This is a genomic window from Pseudomonas sp. SB113, assembly GCF_040754745.1.
GTDB lineage: Bacteria > Pseudomonadota > Gammaproteobacteria > Pseudomonadales > Pseudomonadaceae > Aquipseudomonas > Aquipseudomonas grimontii.
In genome coordinates this window covers 266119-283255 of the sequence record NZ_JBFMHW010000005.1, presented here as the reverse complement: position 1 = coordinate 283255, position 17137 = coordinate 266119, and the positions used below count along the sequence as shown (strand labels likewise).

General features: G+C 56.5%; 15 protein-coding genes. 14 read left to right on the top strand and 1 reads right to left on the bottom strand.

The features are described from left to right. Positions 1-3 precede the first annotated feature (3 nt). The 14 genes from AB1462_RS09410 (at position 4) to glmS (ending at position 13265) form a co-directional block, all read left to right on the top strand. Positions 4-801 carry a ParA family protein gene (locus tag AB1462_RS09410; protein WP_090401326.1) on the top strand — a complete coding sequence of 266 codons (798 nt, stop codon included), beginning with the start codon at positions 4-6 and terminating at the stop codon, positions 799-801. A 9-nt stretch (positions 802-810) separates the two neighbouring features. Continuing rightward, a complete protein-coding gene (locus AB1462_RS09405) occupies positions 811-1683 on the top strand; it encodes a ParB/RepB/Spo0J family partition protein (RefSeq protein ID WP_053127452.1) in 873 nt (290 codons plus the stop codon). Positions 1684-1831: 148 nt separating this feature from the next. Next, positions 1832-2239 carry a F0F1 ATP synthase subunit I gene (locus AB1462_RS09400; protein WP_010565865.1) on the top strand — a complete coding sequence of 136 codons (408 nt, stop codon included), beginning with the start codon at positions 1832-1834 and terminating at the stop codon, positions 2237-2239. 16 nt (positions 2240-2255) lie between these two features. Continuing rightward, the gene (gene atpB, locus AB1462_RS09395) at positions 2256-3125 is read left to right on the top strand and encodes a F0F1 ATP synthase subunit A (RefSeq protein WP_017736231.1); all 870 of its coding nucleotides are present in this window, start codon (positions 2256-2258) and stop codon (positions 3123-3125) included. Positions 3126-3258: 133 nt separating this feature from the next. Beyond that, entirely contained in the window at positions 3259-3516 is a 258-nt protein-coding gene (atpE, locus tag AB1462_RS09390; RefSeq protein WP_002555987.1) for a F0F1 ATP synthase subunit C, read from the top strand. Between the two features lie 55 nt (positions 3517-3571). Further along, on the top strand, positions 3572-4042 hold the full coding sequence (locus tag AB1462_RS09385) for a F0F1 ATP synthase subunit B (protein ID WP_008439543.1): 471 nt from the start codon (positions 3572-3574) through the stop codon (positions 4040-4042). A 12-nt stretch (positions 4043-4054) separates the two neighbouring features. Next, positions 4055-4591: a F0F1 ATP synthase subunit delta gene (locus AB1462_RS09380; RefSeq protein ID WP_053127454.1), complete on the top strand. Its 537-nt coding sequence runs from the start codon at positions 4055-4057 to the stop codon at positions 4589-4591. Between the two features lie 21 nt (positions 4592-4612). Then, positions 4613-6157 (top strand): F0F1 ATP synthase subunit alpha, encoded by a 1545-nt coding sequence (atpA, locus tag AB1462_RS09375; RefSeq protein ID WP_003177064.1) that lies wholly within the window; start codon positions 4613-4615, stop codon positions 6155-6157. Between the two features lie 50 nt (positions 6158-6207). Continuing rightward, positions 6208-7068 carry a F0F1 ATP synthase subunit gamma gene (atpG, locus tag AB1462_RS09370; protein ID WP_003195829.1) on the top strand — a complete coding sequence of 287 codons (861 nt, stop codon included), beginning with the start codon at positions 6208-6210 and terminating at the stop codon, positions 7066-7068. A 27-nt stretch (positions 7069-7095) separates the two neighbouring features. Beyond that, positions 7096-8472, top strand: a complete 1377-nt coding sequence (atpD, locus tag AB1462_RS09365; protein ID WP_003177062.1) for a F0F1 ATP synthase subunit beta — start codon at positions 7096-7098, stop codon at positions 8470-8472. 44 nt (positions 8473-8516) lie between these two features. Further along, positions 8517-8933 carry a F0F1 ATP synthase subunit epsilon gene (locus AB1462_RS09360; protein ID WP_003177061.1) on the top strand — a complete coding sequence of 139 codons (417 nt, stop codon included), beginning with the start codon at positions 8517-8519 and terminating at the stop codon, positions 8931-8933. A 123-nt stretch (positions 8934-9056) separates the two neighbouring features. After that, positions 9057-10424 (top strand): bifunctional UDP-N-acetylglucosamine diphosphorylase/glucosamine-1-phosphate N-acetyltransferase GlmU, encoded by a 1368-nt coding sequence (glmU, locus tag AB1462_RS09355; protein ID WP_090401327.1) that lies wholly within the window; start codon positions 9057-9059, stop codon positions 10422-10424. A gap of 230 nt (positions 10425-10654) precedes the next feature. Further along, positions 10655-11422 (top strand): DeoR/GlpR family DNA-binding transcription regulator, encoded by a 768-nt coding sequence (locus tag AB1462_RS09350; protein WP_090401328.1) that lies wholly within the window; start codon positions 10655-10657, stop codon positions 11420-11422. A gap of 10 nt (positions 11423-11432) precedes the next feature. Then, positions 11433-13265, top strand: a complete 1833-nt coding sequence (gene glmS, locus AB1462_RS09345) for a glutamine--fructose-6-phosphate transaminase (isomerizing) (RefSeq protein WP_367246623.1) — start codon at positions 11433-11435, stop codon at positions 13263-13265. A gap of 1931 nt (positions 13266-15196) precedes the next feature. On the opposite strand, the gene AB1462_RS09340 is transcribed toward glmS, so the two are convergent. Beyond that, positions 15197-17059: a DUF3857 domain-containing transglutaminase family protein gene (locus tag AB1462_RS09340; RefSeq protein ID WP_367246622.1), complete on the bottom strand. Its 1863-nt coding sequence runs from the start codon at positions 17057-17059 to the stop codon at positions 15197-15199. Between the last annotated feature and the right edge of the window lie 78 nt (positions 17060-17137).

Sequence of the window (17137 nt, the reverse complement as noted above, 5' to 3'; positions counted from 1 at the left end):
AGAATGGCTAAGGTATTCGCGATAGCGAACCAGAAAGGTGGCGTGGGCAAAACCACCACCTGCATCAACCTCGCAGCATCCCTGGTCGCCACCAAGCGCCGGGTGCTGCTGATCGATCTCGATCCACAGGGCAACGCCACCATGGGTAGCGGTGTGGATAAACACGGCTTGGAAAACTCGGTCTACGACTTGCTGATTGGCGAGTGCGACCTGGCCCAGGCCATGCACTACTCCGAGCATGGCGGTTATCAACTGCTGCCGGCCAACCGCGATTTGACCGCGGCGGAAGTGGTGTTGCTGGAAATGCAGATGAAGGAAAGCCGTCTGCGCAGCGCTTTGGCACCGATCCGCGAGAACTACGACTACATTTTGATCGACTGCCCACCGTCGCTGTCGATGCTCACGCTTAACGCATTGGTGGCCGCCGATGGGGTGATTATCCCCATGCAGTGCGAGTACTACGCGTTGGAAGGCTTGAGCGACCTTGTGGATAACATCAAGCGTATCGCCGAACTGCTCAATCCGAACCTGCAGATCGAAGGCCTGCTGCGGACCATGTTCGATCCGCGCCTGAGCCTGATGAACGATGTGTCGGCGCAGCTCAAGGAACACTTCGGTGACCAGTTGTACGACACTGTGATTCCACGCAACATCCGCCTGGCCGAAGCGCCAAGCTATGGAATGCCTGCGCTGGCGTACGATAAAACTTCGCGTGGCGCCATTGCCTACTTGGCTCTGGCCGGCGAGATGGTTCGCCGTCAACGCCGCAACTCACGCACCGCTGCAGCCCAGCCAACTTAAGGAATCCCCATGGCCGTCAAGAAACGAGGTCTCGGACGTGGACTGGATGCACTGTTGAGTGGTCCAACCGTCACATCGCTTGAAGAACAAGCGGTGCAGGCCGAGGAACGCGAGCTGCAGCACCTGCCCCTGGACCTGATCCAGCGGGGCAAATACCAGCCACGCCGGGACATGGACCCCCAGGCGCTGGAAGAACTGGCCAATTCGATCAAGGCCCAGGGCGTGATGCAGCCGATTGTGGTTCGCCCGATCGGCGGCGGCCGCTTTGAAATCATCGCCGGTGAACGCCGCTGGCGTGCCAGCCAGCAGGCCGGCAAGGACACCATCCCGGCGATGGTGCGCGATGTACCGGATGAAACCGCCATCGCCATGGCGCTGATCGAGAACATCCAGCGTGAAGACCTCAATCCGATCGAAGAAGCGATCGCCTTGCAGCGTTTGCAGCAGGAGTTCCAACTGACCCAGCAACAAGTCGCCGAGGCCGTGGGTAAATCCCGTGTCACCGTGTCCAACTTGCTGCGCCTGATCGCGCTGCCGGAAGTCATCAAGACCATGTTGTCCCATGGCGACCTGGAGATGGGGCACGCTCGTGCTTTGCTCGGGTTGCCGGAAAATCAACAGGTTGAAGGGGCGCGACACGTTGTCGCACGAGGGCTCACCGTTCGTCAGACCGAGGCCTTGGTTCGCCAGTGGCTAAGCGGCAAACCTGCACCGGTCGAAACGGCCAAACCTGATCCGGATATTGCGCGTCTCGAGCAGCGCCTGGCCGAGCGCCTGGGCTCTGCGGTACAAATTCGCCACGGCAAGAAAGGCAAAGGACAATTGGTTATCGGATATAACTCCCTTGATGAGCTTCAGGGTGTCCTTGCCCACATCCGCTGAAACATTTGCTTATGTAGCGCGTGATCGGAAATCACTACCCGGCAGTTGAATAGGGGCAGAACCGCCCCTATACTCTGCGCGCATTTTGTCGGCACAAATTATGCCAAGTTATTGATTTCCGGCAGCCGACTATTGAGGAGCAAGAGTGATGGAAACCCGCACGCCAAACACGTTGCCCTTCCATCGCTTGGCTGTTTTTCCGGTTTTATTGGCTCAATTTGTCATTTTGCTGATCGCCGCATTGGCGCTCTGGTATTGGCATGGAGTCGTAGCCGGATATTCAGGACTTTGCGGAGGCCTGATAGCCTTGCTGCCCAATATGTATTTTGCTCACAGGGCCTTTCGGTTTTCCGGCGCCCGAGCAGCCCAGGCTATCGTCCGGTCTTTTTATGCCGGCGAGGCGGGGAAACTGATTTTGACGGCAGTGCTGTTTGCACTGACCTTTGCAGGTGTGAAGCCATTGGCGCCGCTGGCTGTATTCGGCGTCTTCGTGTTGACCCAACTGGTCAGCTGGTTCGCTCCCCTGCTAATGAAAACAAGACTTTCGAAACCTTAGGGCGTTTGAGGCAACCATGGCAGAAACAACCGCTTCGGGCTATATCCAGCACCACTTGCAGAACCTGACCTTCGGTCAGCTTCCCAACGGCGGCTGGGGCTTTGCCCACTCCGCAGCAGAGGCCAAAGAAATGGGCTTCTGGGCTTTCCACCTGGATACTCTGGGCTGGTCGGTCGCTTTGGGTCTGATCTTCGTCCTGATTTTCCGCATGGCGGCAAAGAAGGCGACTTCCGGTCAGCCAGGTGCTTTGCAGAACTTCGTTGAAGTATTGGTCGAATTCGTCGATGGCAGCGTGAAAGACAGCTTCCATGGCCGTAGCCCGGTGATTGCACCGCTGGCACTGACCATCTTCGTCTGGGTGTTCCTGATGAACGCCGTCGACCTGATCCCGGTTGACTGGATTCCTCAGTTGGCCATGGCGATTTCCGGCGACCCGCACATTCCATTCCGTGCCGTATCGACCACTGACCCGAACGCTACCCTGGGCATGGCCCTGTCGGTATTTGCGTTGATCATTTTCTACAGCATCAAGATCAAGGGCATCGGCGGCTTCATCGGCGAACTGACCCTGCACCCGTTCGGCAGCAAGAACATCTTCGTTCAAGCCCTGCTGATCCCGGTGAACTTCCTGCTGGAATTCGTCACCCTGATCGCCAAGCCGATCTCCCTGGCCCTGCGACTGTTCGGCAACATGTATGCCGGCGAGCTGGTGTTCATTCTGATCGCTGTGATGTTCGGCAGCGGCCTGCTCTGGCTTAGCGGCCTGGGCATTGTTCTGCAGTGGGCGTGGGCTGTGTTCCACATCCTGATCATCACCCTGCAGGCCTTCATCTTCATGATGCTGACCATCGTCTACCTGTCGATGGCGCACGAAGAGAACCATTAAGACCAGTCTCGACTAGTCTGATGTCCTTCCCGGTGAAACGGGAAGGTGGCCCACCAGGGCTATGAAACGATTTGTTTTACCGCTTTAAAATCTAAAAAACCTAAACCATACGACGTAAAAGTCGGGAGGAAAGATGGAAACTGTAGTTGGTCTAACCGCTATCGCTGTTGCACTGTTGATCGGCCTGGGCGCCCTGGGTACTGCCATTGGTTTCGGCCTGCTGGGCGGCAAGTTCCTGGAAGGCGCAGCGCGTCAGCCAGAAATGGTTCCAATGCTGCAAGTTAAAATGTTCATCGTTGCCGGCCTGCTCGACGCCGTGACCATGATCGGCGTTGGTATCGCTCTGTTCTTCACCTTCGCGAACCCCTTCGTTGGTCAACTCGCCGGTTAATCACTCGTTTTTCGAGTGATTGGTGTGTTGTGCAACGAATGAGCGAGGTATTGGCGTGAACATTAATGCAACCATTATTGGTCAGTCCTTAGCGTTCTTGATTTTTGTCGTTTTCTGCATGAAGTTCGTATGGCCTCCGGTCATCGCGGCTTTGCACGAACGTCAAAAGAAGATCGCGGATGGACTGGACGCTGCCGCACGAGCAGCTCGCGACCTGGAGTTGGCCCAAGATAAAGCGGGTCAGCAACTGCGCGAAGCGAAAGCTCAAGCAGCCGAAATCATTGAGCAAGCCAAGAAACGCGGTAACCAGATTGTTGAAGAGGCTGTTGAAAAAGCCCGTATCGACGCTGACCGTGTGAAGGTTCAGGCTCAAGCCGAGATCGAGCAGGAACTGAACGGTGTCAAAGATGCGCTGCGTGCCCAACTGGGTGCTCTGGCCGTCGGCGGTGCTGAGAAGATCCTGGGTGCCACAATCGATCAAAACGCGCACGCGGAGCTGGTTAACAAACTGGCTGCTGAAATTTAAGCGAGGGCGATCATGGCAGAATTGACCACGTTGGCCCGACCTTACGCTAAGGCAGCCTTCGAGCACGCCCAGGCCCACCAGCAGCTGGCCTCTTGGTCAGCCATGCTCGGCCTGGCTGCAGCAGTGTCGCAAGACGACACCATGCAGCGCGTGCTCAAGGCCCCGCGACTGACGAGCGCAGACAAGGCCGCCACTTTTATTGAAGTGTGCGGCGACAAGTTTGATGTGAAAGTGCAGAACTTCATCAATGTCATCGCCGAAAACGACCGTCTCCTGCTTTTGCCGGAGATTGCCGCTCTGTTCGACCTGTACAAGGCCGAGCAAGAGAAATCGGTAGACGTTGAAGTGACCAGTGCTTTTGCATTGAACCAAGAACAGCAAGACAAACTCGCCAAGGTTCTCAGTGCACGACTCGACCGGGAAGTGCGCCTGCAAGTTGCGGAAGACCCATCCCTTATTGGGGGTGTTGTCATTCGCGCCGGCGACCTGGTTATCGATGGCTCGATTCGCGGCAAACTCGCGAATCTTGCCGAAGCATTGAAATCTTGAGTTTGAAGGGGCAGCAGAGCAATGCAGCAACTCAATCCTTCCGAAATAAGTGAAATTATCAAGGGCCGCATCGACAAGCTCGATGTGACCTCCCAAGCCCGTAACGAAGGCACTGTCGTCAGCGTATCTGACGGCATCGTGCGGATTCACGGTCTGGCCGACGTTATGTACGGCGAGATGATCGAGTTTCCGGGCGGCGTCTACGGTATGGCCCTCAACCTGGAGCAAGACTCCGTAGGTGCCGTTGTATTGGGCGCGTACACCAGTCTGGCTGAAGGCATGAGCGCCAAGTGCACAGGCCGCATCCTGGAAGTTCCGGTTGGTAAGGAACTGCTGGGTCGCGTAGTCGACGCACTGGGTAACCCTGTTGACGGTAAAGGTCCACTGGGCAACACCGAGACCGATGCGGTCGAGAAAGTTGCTCCAGGCGTGATCTGGCGTAAGTCGGTAGACCAGCCTGTACAGACTGGCTACAAGGCTGTCGATGCCATGATCCCAGTCGGCCGTGGCCAGCGTGAGCTGATCATCGGTGACCGTCAGATCGGTAAAACCGCTCTGGCGATCGACGCGATCATCAACCAGAAGAACAGCGGCATTTTCTGCGTCTACGTAGCGATCGGTCAGAAGCAGTCGACCATCGCCAACGTGGTTCGCAAGCTGGAAGAGAACGGCGCCCTGGCCAACACGATCATCGTGGCTGCCAGTGCTTCGGAATCTCCTGCGCTGCAATTCCTGGCACCGTACTCCGGTTGCACCATGGGTGAATTCTTCCGCGACCGCGGTGAAGACGCGCTGATCGTTTATGACGATCTGTCCAAGCAAGCAGTGGCTTACCGCCAGATTTCCCTGCTGCTGCGCCGTCCACCAGGCCGTGAAGCTTACCCAGGCGACGTGTTCTATCTCCACTCCCGTCTGCTGGAGCGCGCATCCCGCGTTTCGGAAGAGTACGTAGAGAAGTTCACCAACGGCGCAGTGACCGGCAAAACCGGTTCCCTGACCGCACTGCCGATCATCGAAACCCAGGCTGGCGACGTTTCCGCGTTCGTTCCGACCAACGTGATTTCCATCACCGACGGTCAGATCTTCCTGGAATCGGCCATGTTCAACTCGGGCATCCGTCCTGCAGTGAACGCCGGTGTTTCGGTATCCCGTGTGGGTGGTGCCGCTCAGACCAAGATCATCAAGAAGCTCTCCGGTGGTATCCGTACCGCTCTGGCTCAGTACCGTGAACTGGCGGCATTCGCCCAGTTCGCTTCTGACCTGGACGAAGCGACCCGTAAGCAACTTGAGCATGGTCAGCGCGTTACCGAGCTGATGAAGCAGAAGCAATACGCCCCAATGTCGATCGCTGACATGGCGTTGTCGCTGTATGCCGCTGAGCGTGGGTTCCTGACCGACGTTGAAATCGCCAAGGTCGGCAGCTTTGAACAAGCGCTGATTGCTTACTTCAACCGCGATCACGCCGAATTGATGGCGAAGATCAACGTGAAGGGTGACTTCAATGACGATATCGACGCTGGCATGAAAGCCGGTATCGAGAAGTTCAAGGCCACCCAAACCTGGTAAGCCGCAGCGGGAGCCGCAAGGCTCCCGCTTGCTAACCTGATAGGTGTTACATGGCAGGCGCAAAAGAGATTCGCAGTAAGATTGCGAGCATCAAAAGCACGCAAAAAATTACCAGCGCCATGGAAAAAGTGGCGGTCAGCAAAATGCGCAAGGCACAAATGCGCATGGCTGCTAGCCGTCCTTATGCGGAGCGTATCCGCCAGGTAATTGGGCATCTGGCCAACGCCAACCCGGAATACCGCCACCCATTCATGATCGAACGCGCCGTCAAGCGTGTGGGTTATGTGGTAGTGAGCAGTGACCGTGGTTTGTGCGGTGGTTTGAATACCAACCTGTTCAAGGCCCTGGTCAAGGACATGGCGGTAAACCGCGAAAACGGCGTCGAGATCGATCTGTGTGTTGTTGGTAGCAAGGGTGCGGCCTTTTTCCGCAACTTCGGCGGTAACGTCGTTGCAGCTATCAGCCACCTGGGTGAAGAACCGTCGATCAATGATTTGATCGGCAGTGTGAAGGTGATGCTGGATGCGTACCTGGAAGGCCGGATTGACCGCCTTTCCGTGGTATCCAACAAGTTCATCAACACCATGACCCAGCAGCCAACCGTGGAGCAATTGATTCCACTGGTGGCGACTCCGGATCAGGAACTCAAGCACCACTGGGACTACCTCTACGAACCAGACGCCAAAGAGCTGCTTGACGGCTTGATGGTGCGCTACGTGGAGTCGCAGGTGTACCAGGCGGTGGTCGAGAACAACGCAGCTGAACAAGCGGCGCGGATGATCGCGATGAAAAACGCTACCGATAACGCCGGTGATCTGATCAGCGATTTGCAGCTGATCTACAACAAGGCGCGTCAGGCTGCGATCACCCAAGAGATCTCGGAAATCGTCGGCGGCGCTGCCGCGGTTTAACGGTTCAAATATTCAGAGGATCCAGCTATGAGTAGCGGACGTATCGTTCAAATCATCGGCGCCGTTATCGACGTGGAATTTCCACGCGACAGCGTACCGAGCATCTACAACGCGCTGAAAGTACAAGGCGCGGAAACTACTCTGGAAGTTCAGCAGCAGCTGGGCGACGGCGTAGTTCGTACCATTGCGATGGGTTCCACCGAAGGCTTGAAGCGCGGTCTGGACGTTATCGACTCTGGCGCTGCCATCTCCGTACCGGTCGGTAAAGCGACCCTGGGCCGGATCATGGACGTACTGGGCAACCCGATTGACGAAGCTGGTCCGATCGACACCGAAGAGCGCTGGGGCATTCACCGTCCAGCACCTTCGTTTGCGGAACAAGCTGGCGGCAACGACCTGCTGGAAACCGGCATCAAGGTTATCGACCTGGTTTGCCCGTTCGCCAAAGGCGGTAAAGTCGGTCTGTTCGGTGGTGCCGGTGTAGGCAAGACCGTAAACATGATGGAACTGATCCGTAACATCGCCATCGAGCACAGCGGTTATTCCGTGTTCGCCGGTGTGGGTGAGCGTACTCGTGAGGGTAACGACTTCTACCACGAGATGAAGGACTCCAACGTTCTGGACAAAGTGGCACTGGTTTACGGTCAGATGAACGAGCCGCCGGGAAACCGTCTGCGCGTAGCACTGACTGGCCTGACCATGGCCGAGAAGTTCCGTGACGAAGGTAACGACGTTCTGTTGTTCGTCGACAACATCTACCGTTACACCCTGGCCGGTACTGAAGTATCCGCACTGCTGGGCCGTATGCCTTCCGCAGTAGGTTACCAGCCGACCCTGGCTGAAGAGATGGGCGTTCTGCAAGAACGTATCACTTCGACCAAGGAAGGTTCGATCACTTCGATCCAAGCGGTATACGTACCTGCGGATGACTTGACCGACCCATCGCCTGCGACCACCTTCGCCCACTTGGACGCCACCGTCGTTCTGTCCCGTGACATCGCTTCCCTGGGTATCTACCCAGCGGTCGATCCACTCGACTCGACTTCGCGCCAGCTGGACCCGAACGTGATCGGCCAGGAGCACTACGACACCGCTCGCGGCGTTCAGTACGTGCTGCAGCGTTACAAAGAACTGAAGGACATCATTGCGATCCTGGGTATGGACGAGCTGTCGGAAGCCGACAAGCAGTTGGTAAACCGTGCTCGTAAGATCCAGCGCTTCTTGTCGCAGCCGTTCTTCGTGGCTGAAGTCTTCACCGGTGCTTCGGGTAAATACGTTTCCCTGAAAGACACCATTGCTGGCTTCAAAGGCATCCTCAACGGTGACTACGACCACCTGCCAGAACAAGCGTTCTACATGGTCGGCGGCATCGAAGAAGCGATCGAGAAAGCCAAGAAACTGTAATCCAAGCGCCCGGAAACGGGCGCTCATCAGGTTGAGGCAATCAGATGGCTATGACAGTCCATTGCGATATCGTCAGCGCGGAAGGGGAAATTTTCTCCGGTCTGGTAGAAATGGTGATTGCACACGGCGAACTCGGTGACCTGGGTATTGCCATGGGCCACGCGCCATTGATCACCAGCTTGAAGCCAGGTCCGATCACTCTGACCAAGCAAGGCGGGGAAAAGGAGGTGTTTTACATCTCCGGTGGTTTCCTTGAGGTTCAGCCGAACATGGTCAAGGTACTTGCCGACACCGTGCAACGTGCTGGCGATCTGGATGAAGCCTCCGCTCAGGAAGCCGTCAAGGCTGCCGAGAAGGCCCTGAACGAAAAGGGTGCGGACTTCGACTACAGCGCTGCTGCTGTACGTCTGGCCGAGGCTGCAGCCCAGCTGCGCACGCTCCAGCAGATCCGCAAGAAGTAAGCGGCCACGCCGTGATGCTTATGCGCGATTGATTAAAAAGGGTAGCCTCGGCTACCCTTTTTCTTTATTTAGCAAAACACATCTTTGGTCTGAAGCCGGACCGTCCAGGATTGGTAGCCATTCATGTCTCTTGAAATCGTCATTCTCGCCGCAGGCCAGGGCACCCGCATGCGTTCGGCCCTGCCCAAGGTGCTGCACCCGGTTGCTGGCAACTCCATGCTTGGGCATGTTATCCACAGTGCTCGTCAGTTGGACCCGCAACGCATCCACGTAGTAATCGGCCACGGTGCTGATGTGGTGCGCGAGCGCCTGGCCGCGGATGACCTGAATTTCGTATTACAGGACAAACAACTGGGGACCGGCCACGCCACCGCGCAAGCTGTGCCGTTCATTACCGCTGACACCGTGCTGATCCTCTACGGTGACGTGCCGCTGATCGAAGTGGAAACCCTGCAACGCCTGCTCAAGCATGTGGTACCTGGCCAAATGGGCCTGCTCACCGTTGAACTTGACGACCCTACCGGCTACGGACGTATCGTGCGCAATGCCGACGGCAAGGTCGCGGCCATCGTTGAGCACAAGGACGCCAGCGAAGCCCAGCGCGCGATCACCGAAGGCAACACCGGTATCCTCGCCGTCCCTGCCGACAAGCTCGCCGACTGGATGAGCCGTCTGTCCAACAACAACGCCCAAGGTGAGTATTACCTCACCGATGTGATCGAGATGGCCGTGAGTGATGGCCTGCTGGTCGCCACCGAACAGCCTCACGACCCAATGGAAGTGCAAGGCGCCAATGATCGTAAGCAGCTTGCAGAGCTCGAGCGTCACTACCAACTGCGTGAAGGCCGCCGCCTGATGGCCCAAGGTGTGACCCTGCGCGACCCTGCGCGTTTTGACGTACGCGGTGAGGTCACCGTGGGCCGCGACGTGCTGATCGACATCAACGTGATCCTTGAAGGTCGTGTAATCATCGAAGACGACGTAGTCATCGGCCCGAACTGCGTGATCAAGGACAGCACCCTGCGCAAGGGCGTGGTGATCAAGGCTAACAGCCATATCGACGGCGCGGTGATGGGCGAGGGCAGCGATGCCGGCCCGTTTGCGCGGTTGCGTCCGGGCACAGTGATGGGCGCCAGGGCGCATGTCGGCAATTTCGTCGAACTGAAAAACGCACGAATGGGCGACGACGCAAAGGCCGGCCACCTGGCCTACCTCGGTGATGCGGTAATCGGTGCTCGCAGCAACATTGGTGCCGGCGCAATCACCTGCAACTACGATGGCGCCAACAAGTACCAGACCACTATTGGTGAGGACGTATTCATCGGCTCGAATAACTCGCTGATTGCACCAGTGACTATCGGTGATGGTTCGAATACTGCCGCGGGCTCAACCATCAACCAGGATGTGGATAAGTCCCAACTGGCCGTAGCCCGTGCCCGCCAACGCAACATCGACGGCTGGAAACGCCCGGTCAAAATCAAAAAGACCTGAGTTATCCACAATCTCTCAGGCGACATAACTCCAATGTGGGAGGGGGCTTGCCCCCGATGGCGGTAGATCAGTCAGCTTATGTACCGACTGACACACTGCTATCGGGGGCAAGCCCCCTCCCACATTTGCTCTGCGTCGTTATCAAAAAAATGCAGCCCGCCGCTTGACGATCTTTCACCAATAGGTTTTGATTGCCTTCGTTATCTTTCGAAACGAAACTTATCATCACCATGTCGAAACGAAATACACCCCAACGACGCCACAACATCCTCACCTTGCTCAACGAACAGGGCGAAGTGAGCGTGGACGAATTGGCCAAGCGTTTCGAAACCTCGGAAGTCACTATCCGCAAGGACTTGGCCGCCCTCGAAAGTAACGGCCTGTTGCTGCGCCGCTACGGGGGGGCGATCACCATGCCTCAGGAACTGGTGGGCGACCCCGCCCAACCGGTCTCTGCCTACAAGCGTGCGATCGCCCGTGCTGCCGTGACACGTTTGCGTGAACACGCCCGCATCATCATCGACAGTGGCAGCACCACCGCTGCCATGATCCCGGAACTGGGCCACCAGCCCGGCCTGGTCGTCATGACCAATTCCCTGCACGTGGCCAGCGCCTTGAGCGAACTGGAACACGAGCCGGTGCTGTTGATGACCGGCGGTACCTGGGACCCGCATTCGGACTCGTTCCAGGGCCAGGTCGCCGAGCAGGTGTTGCGTTCCTACGACTTTGATCAACTGTTCATCGGCGCCGACGGCATCGATCTGCAACGTGGCACCACCACGTTCAACGAATTGCTGGGCCTGAGCCGTGTGATGGCCGAGGTCGCCCGTGAAGTGGTGGTGATGGTCGAATCCGACAAGATCGGCCGCAAGATTCCCAACCTGGAACTGCCCTGGAGCAGCGTCCATACCCTGATTACCGATGATCGCCTGCCGCTTGAGGCCCGCGACCAGATCCAAGCCCGCGGCATTACGCTGATATGCGCGGCAATCATCTAGGAGAAGCACCATGTGTGGAATTGTTGGCGCAGTCGCCGAACGTAACGTTACTGCCATCCTGCTCGAAGGCCTCAAGCGCCTGGAATACCGCGGCTACGACAGCGCGGGTGTGGCCGTCTTCACCAACGTCGGCAAGCTTGAGCGCATGCGTCGCCCAGGTAAGGTCAGCGAGTTGGAGCAGGCGTTGGCCGGCGAGCCGCTGGTAGGTCGCCTGGGTATTGCTCACACCCGCTGGGCTACCCACGGCGCACCGTGCGAGCGTAACGCCCACCCGCACTTCTCCGGTGACTTGGCGGTGGTGCACAACGGCATCATCGAAAACCACGAAGTGCTGCGCGAACAGCTCAAGAGCATGGGCTACGTATTCACTTCGGACACCGACACCGAAGTCATCGCCCACCTGCTCAACCACAAGCTCAAGGACCACGGCGACCTGACCAACGCCCTCAAGGCCACGGTCAAGGAACTGCACGGCGCCTACGGTCTGGCCGTGGTCAGCGCCAGCCAACCGGACCGCGTAGTTGCCGCCCGCAGTGGCAGCCCGCTGGTAATCGGCCTGGGCCTGGGCGAGAACTTCCTCGCCTCCGACCAACTGGCCCTGCGCCAGGTCACCGATCGCTTCATGTACCTGGAAGAAGGCGATATTGCCGACATTCGCCGTGAAAGCGTGGCGATCTGGGATGTGAACGGCAATTCCGTCGAACGCGAAGCCGTGCAATACCGCGACGGTGCTGAGGCCGCCGACAAAGGCGAGTTCCGCCACTTCATGCTCAAGGAAATCCACGAGCAACCGGCCGTGGTGCAGCGCACCCTGGAAGGCCGCCTTGGCGACAAGCAAGTGCTGGTCAACGCCTTCGGCCCCCAGGCCGCCGAGCTGTTCGCCAAAGTGCGCAATGTGCAGATCGTGGCCTGTGGCACCAGCTACCACGCCGGTATGGTTGCTCGTTACTGGCTGGAAGAACTGGCCGGCATCCCGTGCCAGGTCGAAGTCGCCAGTGAGTTCCGCTACCGCAAGGTGGTGGTGCAGCCCGACACCCTGTTCGTGACCATTTCCCAGTCCGGCGAAACCGCCGACACCCTGGCCGCGCTGCGCAATGCCAAAGAGCTGGGCTTCCTTGCCAGCCTGGCGATCTGCAACGTCAGCATCAGCTCCCTGGTGCGTGAGTCCGACCTGACCCTGCTGACCCAGGCCGGTCGCGAAATCGGCGTAGCGTCCACCAAAGCGTTCACCACCCAGTTGGTTGGCCTGCTGCTGCTGACCCTGTCCCTGGGCCAGGTTCGCGGCACGTTGGCTGCCGGCGTCGAAGCCACCCTGGTGGAAGAACTGCGCCGCCTGCCGACCCGCCTGGGCGAAGCCTTGGCCATGGACAGCACCGTGGAAAAAGTCGCCGAACTGTTCGCCGATAAGAACCACACCCTGTTCCTCGGCCGTGGCGCGCAGTACCCGGTGGCGATGGAAGGCTCGCTGAAGCTCAAGGAAATTTCGTACATCCACGCCGAAGCCTACCCGGCCGGTGAGCTCAAACACGGCCCGTTGGCCTTGGTGGACGACGACATGCCGGTGGTCACCGTAGCGCCGAACAACGAACTGCTGGAGAAGCTCAAGTCCAACCTGCAGGAAGTCCGCGCCCGTGGCGGCCAATTGATCGTGTTCGCCGACGAAAAAGCCGGCATGACCAACGGCGAAGGCACCCACGTCATCAACATGCCGCACATCCACGACACCCTGTCGCCGATCCTCTACACCATCCCGCTGCAGCTGCTGTCGTACTACGTCGCCGTGCTCAAAGGCACCGACGTTGACCAGCCGCGTAACCTGGCGAAGTCGGTGACGGTGGAGTAATCCGCTTCACCCTGGAGGCCCGCTGGATTTAGAGAATTAAAACTGTCGCTAGCTAATTAAAACTGTCGCAGCACAGGGGAGCGCTCGCTGGCTCCCTTGAGGTCGCGACAGGCTTCTCCCGCCCGGTTCCTAAATTGGCACCAATGCACCGGCGTTTCTGATGCTCTTGCAAATACGACCTGATGAGTCACTTACTTCCTTTGTAAAGCGGGTCGGAAGGGTGATTTAGTGGCTGGAAGCCATTAATGAGGGTGGAATCAGGACTCCATGAGCATTTGGATGCTCATTCCATGAATACTTGGACACTCATTTCATAGCCACTTGGACTGTGACTTCCACTGATTCTATCCAAGCCCAGTCAACCATCGACACGGCAGCAAAAGAACTTAGACAGAACGAGCCGATCTGAACGTGCCTCTAATTCCTTCGGTATTTTTCGGGGCTTATGCACATCTGAGATAAATTGATTCATCGCGTGATTCGTAATTTTCATGGCCCTCCGGCACAAAAAATTGGAGATACGGCTCAATAGTAATAAAGATTTTAAATAGGGAACTGGCTGTTTCTGAAGCTAAACTTGAATAGTCCCTGGTTTTTTAGGCATCTTTGAACGGTTGCTATTGGCCCAGGTTGTGTCGAAAACTTTTTCGAGCGCGACAGGTACTCATGATCTGATTGGAAATCGCGCATCTGAGCGAAATCTACATCTGTTGACGTGCCGATGAATTTCAGATTTAACGTAGACGCGCCCACTTCAGTTTTGGCGAAGCGGTTTTACACACTCTGGACCAATAGCAGAGAGGTCTTGATCGTTCTACAGCCTCACTTCACTATATGTTCTTGTAAGGTGCGTTCGCCGCATATGGATAGGGTTTAAAGGGATTTTGTATGAGACTGCCCCCCCCCCTACAGATGTAGGGTTATCTCAATACTTGCGCAATGTTATTGTAAAATTTAAAATTATATTAAGACACCGCCAATAGGGAAATGAAGATGCGTAAATTGACGCCTGATGAAATTGAAAAAGTTGCAGGAGCTGTTGGGCCATGGGGGGCTGCCGCAGGTGCAGTTGCAGGAGGGATGGCATACGTAGGGACCCAAGCTGGCGCTGGGCAGTCTGCGACATTGAGCGGTGCTGCTGCTGCAATGACCACAGGTGCAGTTGCAGGGTTTTATACGCCGACTACAACTGCCCAGTCGGTAGGAATTGCTATAGGCAGTTTGTACGCAGGAATAGCCGGTGGGCTTGTCACTAGAGGCACAAGCCCAAGCAGCGCAGCCTGACATTGGGATTGGGGCTGCCCGTTCGCGATAAGCCCCATACTAGCGAGACATTCATTGGTTGGGATTTTCAACTCTACTTTAGGATCTACGATGGGAAGTTTCTCGGTTGGAGAGTTTTTAAATATTCTTTGTTGGGGCCTTATTGTTGTAGGAGCATCATGGGTGCTGATAATTGGGTTTGAGAAAATTAAACAAAGTAAGATTCCCGATGCATTAAAGGCGGCCATTCTGATTCCTGTCGCGTTGTCTATCGCATTTTCATGCGCCGCTAACTTTCCAATCCCGATTTAAGCTTGGCTCCTGATAAATTCGACATCCATGTGTGTTTCCGATGTTTAATATGTAAAATATCCAGAATATTAATTATCTACGAGAGAAGATGATTCGCAGGCTTATAAGCTACATAAGTAGATTGTGTATTGTACTTTCTGTTTTTCTTTCATGTCAGCGCCAACTTGAGCATACCAATGACCGCGGTGATATGCGCCTTGAATACAATTGTCTAAGCGAGCGGCTCTTAGGCCTCTTGACACAGAGCCGTGCGTGACTGCCTCCCGCCAAACAAATATTGATCACAGATCCGATGCACGTAATCAATACAATTCTCGCGCGCCAGCGCGTCAAGCTGTCACGCGAGAACGGAGGCGTTACAGCGTCTGCACAATGACTTGACTTTTCAGGTCATTGACCATGCCATCAATCGCCGGCTGCATGGCCACGAAATCCTCAGGGGTGCAGAGGATGTCTGGCTTGGTAAACATGTAGTGACGGGTGATCAGCACCGTGTTGCCCTTCTTCACATAGGTCGACTGGTAGTCGAAGCCCGCTTGTTTCAACGATACCGACTTGGGTATCGCGAGGATCTTCACCTTGCCGGGAAACTCCAGGTGCGCCACCTCGGAGATTTCACCCGAGAGACAAGTGAAGGTCTGGGTGCGTTCCTTTTCAGCGATCAAGGAAAATACACTCTGGGCGATGCCGCCGGCTAGGCTGGAGAGAGTGGGTGTACCGGTCGGGCCGGGCAGATTCACCAAATTGTTAGTGCGACCATTGATGGTGGACTTGAAGGTATCGCTAGTGCCTTCGAGTGAGTCGGTTTCGATCACGCCGCTGCCCGATTGCCCGTACATACTCAGAATTTTCTGTACCAATTGGTTACGGTCGGCCGGCGGCATGGCCTTGAATATGAAGCGATTGATTTCCGCGCCCCAGCCTTGGGCGATGGAGTCATGGGTAAAGTCGGCAGCGCCTTTGGCGTTGACCTTGAACGTCAGCGTTGTGCCAATCTTGCCCTGTTGGCTGAACGGAGTGTGTGCCCGCTCCCCTGCCTGGGTCAGCAGTACCGGTTTGCCTAGTTCGGGGATGGGCAGGTAGCCTGCAGCGATGGGGGTGGCAGTGGAGTCCAGGTACAGATCGAGGCTTGGTACATAAGTGATCACATGATTGAGCAGACCTAGGGTCGGCACTTTGGGCAGTACGTAGGCATTGCCGGAATTGATCAGCGCGGGCGAGCTTTCAATGGCGACGGCCTTGAGGAGCGCTTCCAGCAGGGCGACATGATCCTTGCAGTCGCCATAGCGGTTATCCAGCACGGTCTGTGCCGAATGCGGCACCACGCCGCCAGCACCGATATACACGGCCACATAGCGAATGTTCTTACGTACCCAATCACTCAGCACCAGGGCCTTGCTACGTGGGGTGTCGAGGTTGGCGGTGAGTTCCTTGGCCAGCTTGGTCATGGCCGGGGTAACTTCTACCTGAGCCCTGGCGGCGTATGCCTGGGCAAATTGTTTATAGTCGCTGAACGTCGATACCGCTAGGAACTGCCCGTAATCGGTGTAGGCGACGGAGCCATCTTCCACACGATTTTTCTCAGTTTTTTCCAAGTCCCAACGGTATACCGTTCGCCCATTGGCGGTGGTCGGCGTGGACGCGTTGAAACCCCGAGAGTCGGCGTGCAACTGCATATTGGCGGGCATATCGTAGATGAGGCGCACCTGCTCGTTCTGGTAGAAATCCGGTGAGGAAAGGTCTTCGAATTGCCCAGGGAGCAGGGGCGTGTTGCGATGGCGTTGATAGCGCATGACCATCCGGTCACCCACTTGCAGTTCCGGGAATATCACCACTTTGACCCGCGAGTCCTGGAACATTGGTGCTTCTGCCGAAACCTGCTCCTGCTGTTCCTTGATCTGGTCTGCCGATACGACGACTTTGCGGCCATCGGGTTTCAAGGTATAGGCCTCGACAATATCCAGGGTTTCCAGGGTGCGGTTATAGCTTACCGAGCGCTGGGCATTAGGCTTGAGCGCACGCTCCTCATTGATCCGCATAACTCGTTCGACATCCAGTACGAAGCTGCCATCGGCATTCACCACGTAGGATTGGATATCTCTTTCGTGAGTCAGAGAAAGGTCGGTGTAATCGGCACGGGCTTGCGCCGCAAACAGCACGCAGTTCATGATTGTCAGCACACCGAACAGGCGTAAAGCTGAAAATGTGAGGCCTTGCATAGAGATCCTTCTGGGCTAGGGATGCCGTTTAACGAGGCATATGTTTATTTTTTAATCTGATGGATGAGAAGCACGCAT

Excerpts from the sequence above, each read along its gene's own strand:
- AB1462_RS09410 (WP_090401326.1), top strand. The coding sequence starts at position 4 with ATGGCTAAGGTATTCGCGATAGCGAACCAGAAAGGTGGCGTGGGCAAA.
- AB1462_RS09405 (WP_053127452.1), top strand. The coding sequence starts at position 811 with ATGGCCGTCAAGAAACGAGGTCTCGGACGTGGACTGGATGCACTGTTG.
- AB1462_RS09400 (WP_010565865.1), top strand. The coding sequence starts at position 1,832 with ATGGAAACCCGCACGCCAAACACGTTGCCCTTCCATCGCTTGGCTGTT.
- atpB (WP_017736231.1), top strand. The coding sequence starts at position 2,256 with ATGGCAGAAACAACCGCTTCGGGCTATATCCAGCACCACTTGCAGAAC.
- atpE (WP_002555987.1), top strand. The coding sequence starts at position 3,259 with ATGGAAACTGTAGTTGGTCTAACCGCTATCGCTGTTGCACTGTTGATC.
- AB1462_RS09380 (WP_053127454.1), top strand. The coding sequence starts at position 4,055 with ATGGCAGAATTGACCACGTTGGCCCGACCTTACGCTAAGGCAGCCTTC.
- atpA (WP_003177064.1), top strand. The coding sequence starts at position 4,613 with ATGCAGCAACTCAATCCTTCCGAAATAAGTGAAATTATCAAGGGCCGC.
- atpG (WP_003195829.1), top strand. The coding sequence starts at position 6,208 with ATGGCAGGCGCAAAAGAGATTCGCAGTAAGATTGCGAGCATCAAAAGC.
- atpD (WP_003177062.1), top strand. The coding sequence starts at position 7,096 with ATGAGTAGCGGACGTATCGTTCAAATCATCGGCGCCGTTATCGACGTG.
- AB1462_RS09360 (WP_003177061.1), top strand. The coding sequence starts at position 8,517 with ATGGCTATGACAGTCCATTGCGATATCGTCAGCGCGGAAGGGGAAATT.
- glmU (WP_090401327.1), top strand. The coding sequence starts at position 9,057 with ATGTCTCTTGAAATCGTCATTCTCGCCGCAGGCCAGGGCACCCGCATG.
- AB1462_RS09350 (WP_090401328.1), top strand. The coding sequence starts at position 10,655 with ATGTCGAAACGAAATACACCCCAACGACGCCACAACATCCTCACCTTG.
- glmS (WP_367246623.1), top strand. The coding sequence starts at position 11,433 with ATGTGTGGAATTGTTGGCGCAGTCGCCGAACGTAACGTTACTGCCATC.
- AB1462_RS09340 (WP_367246622.1), bottom strand. The coding sequence starts at position 17,059 with ATGCAAGGCCTCACATTTTCAGCTTTACGCCTGTTCGGTGTGCTGACA.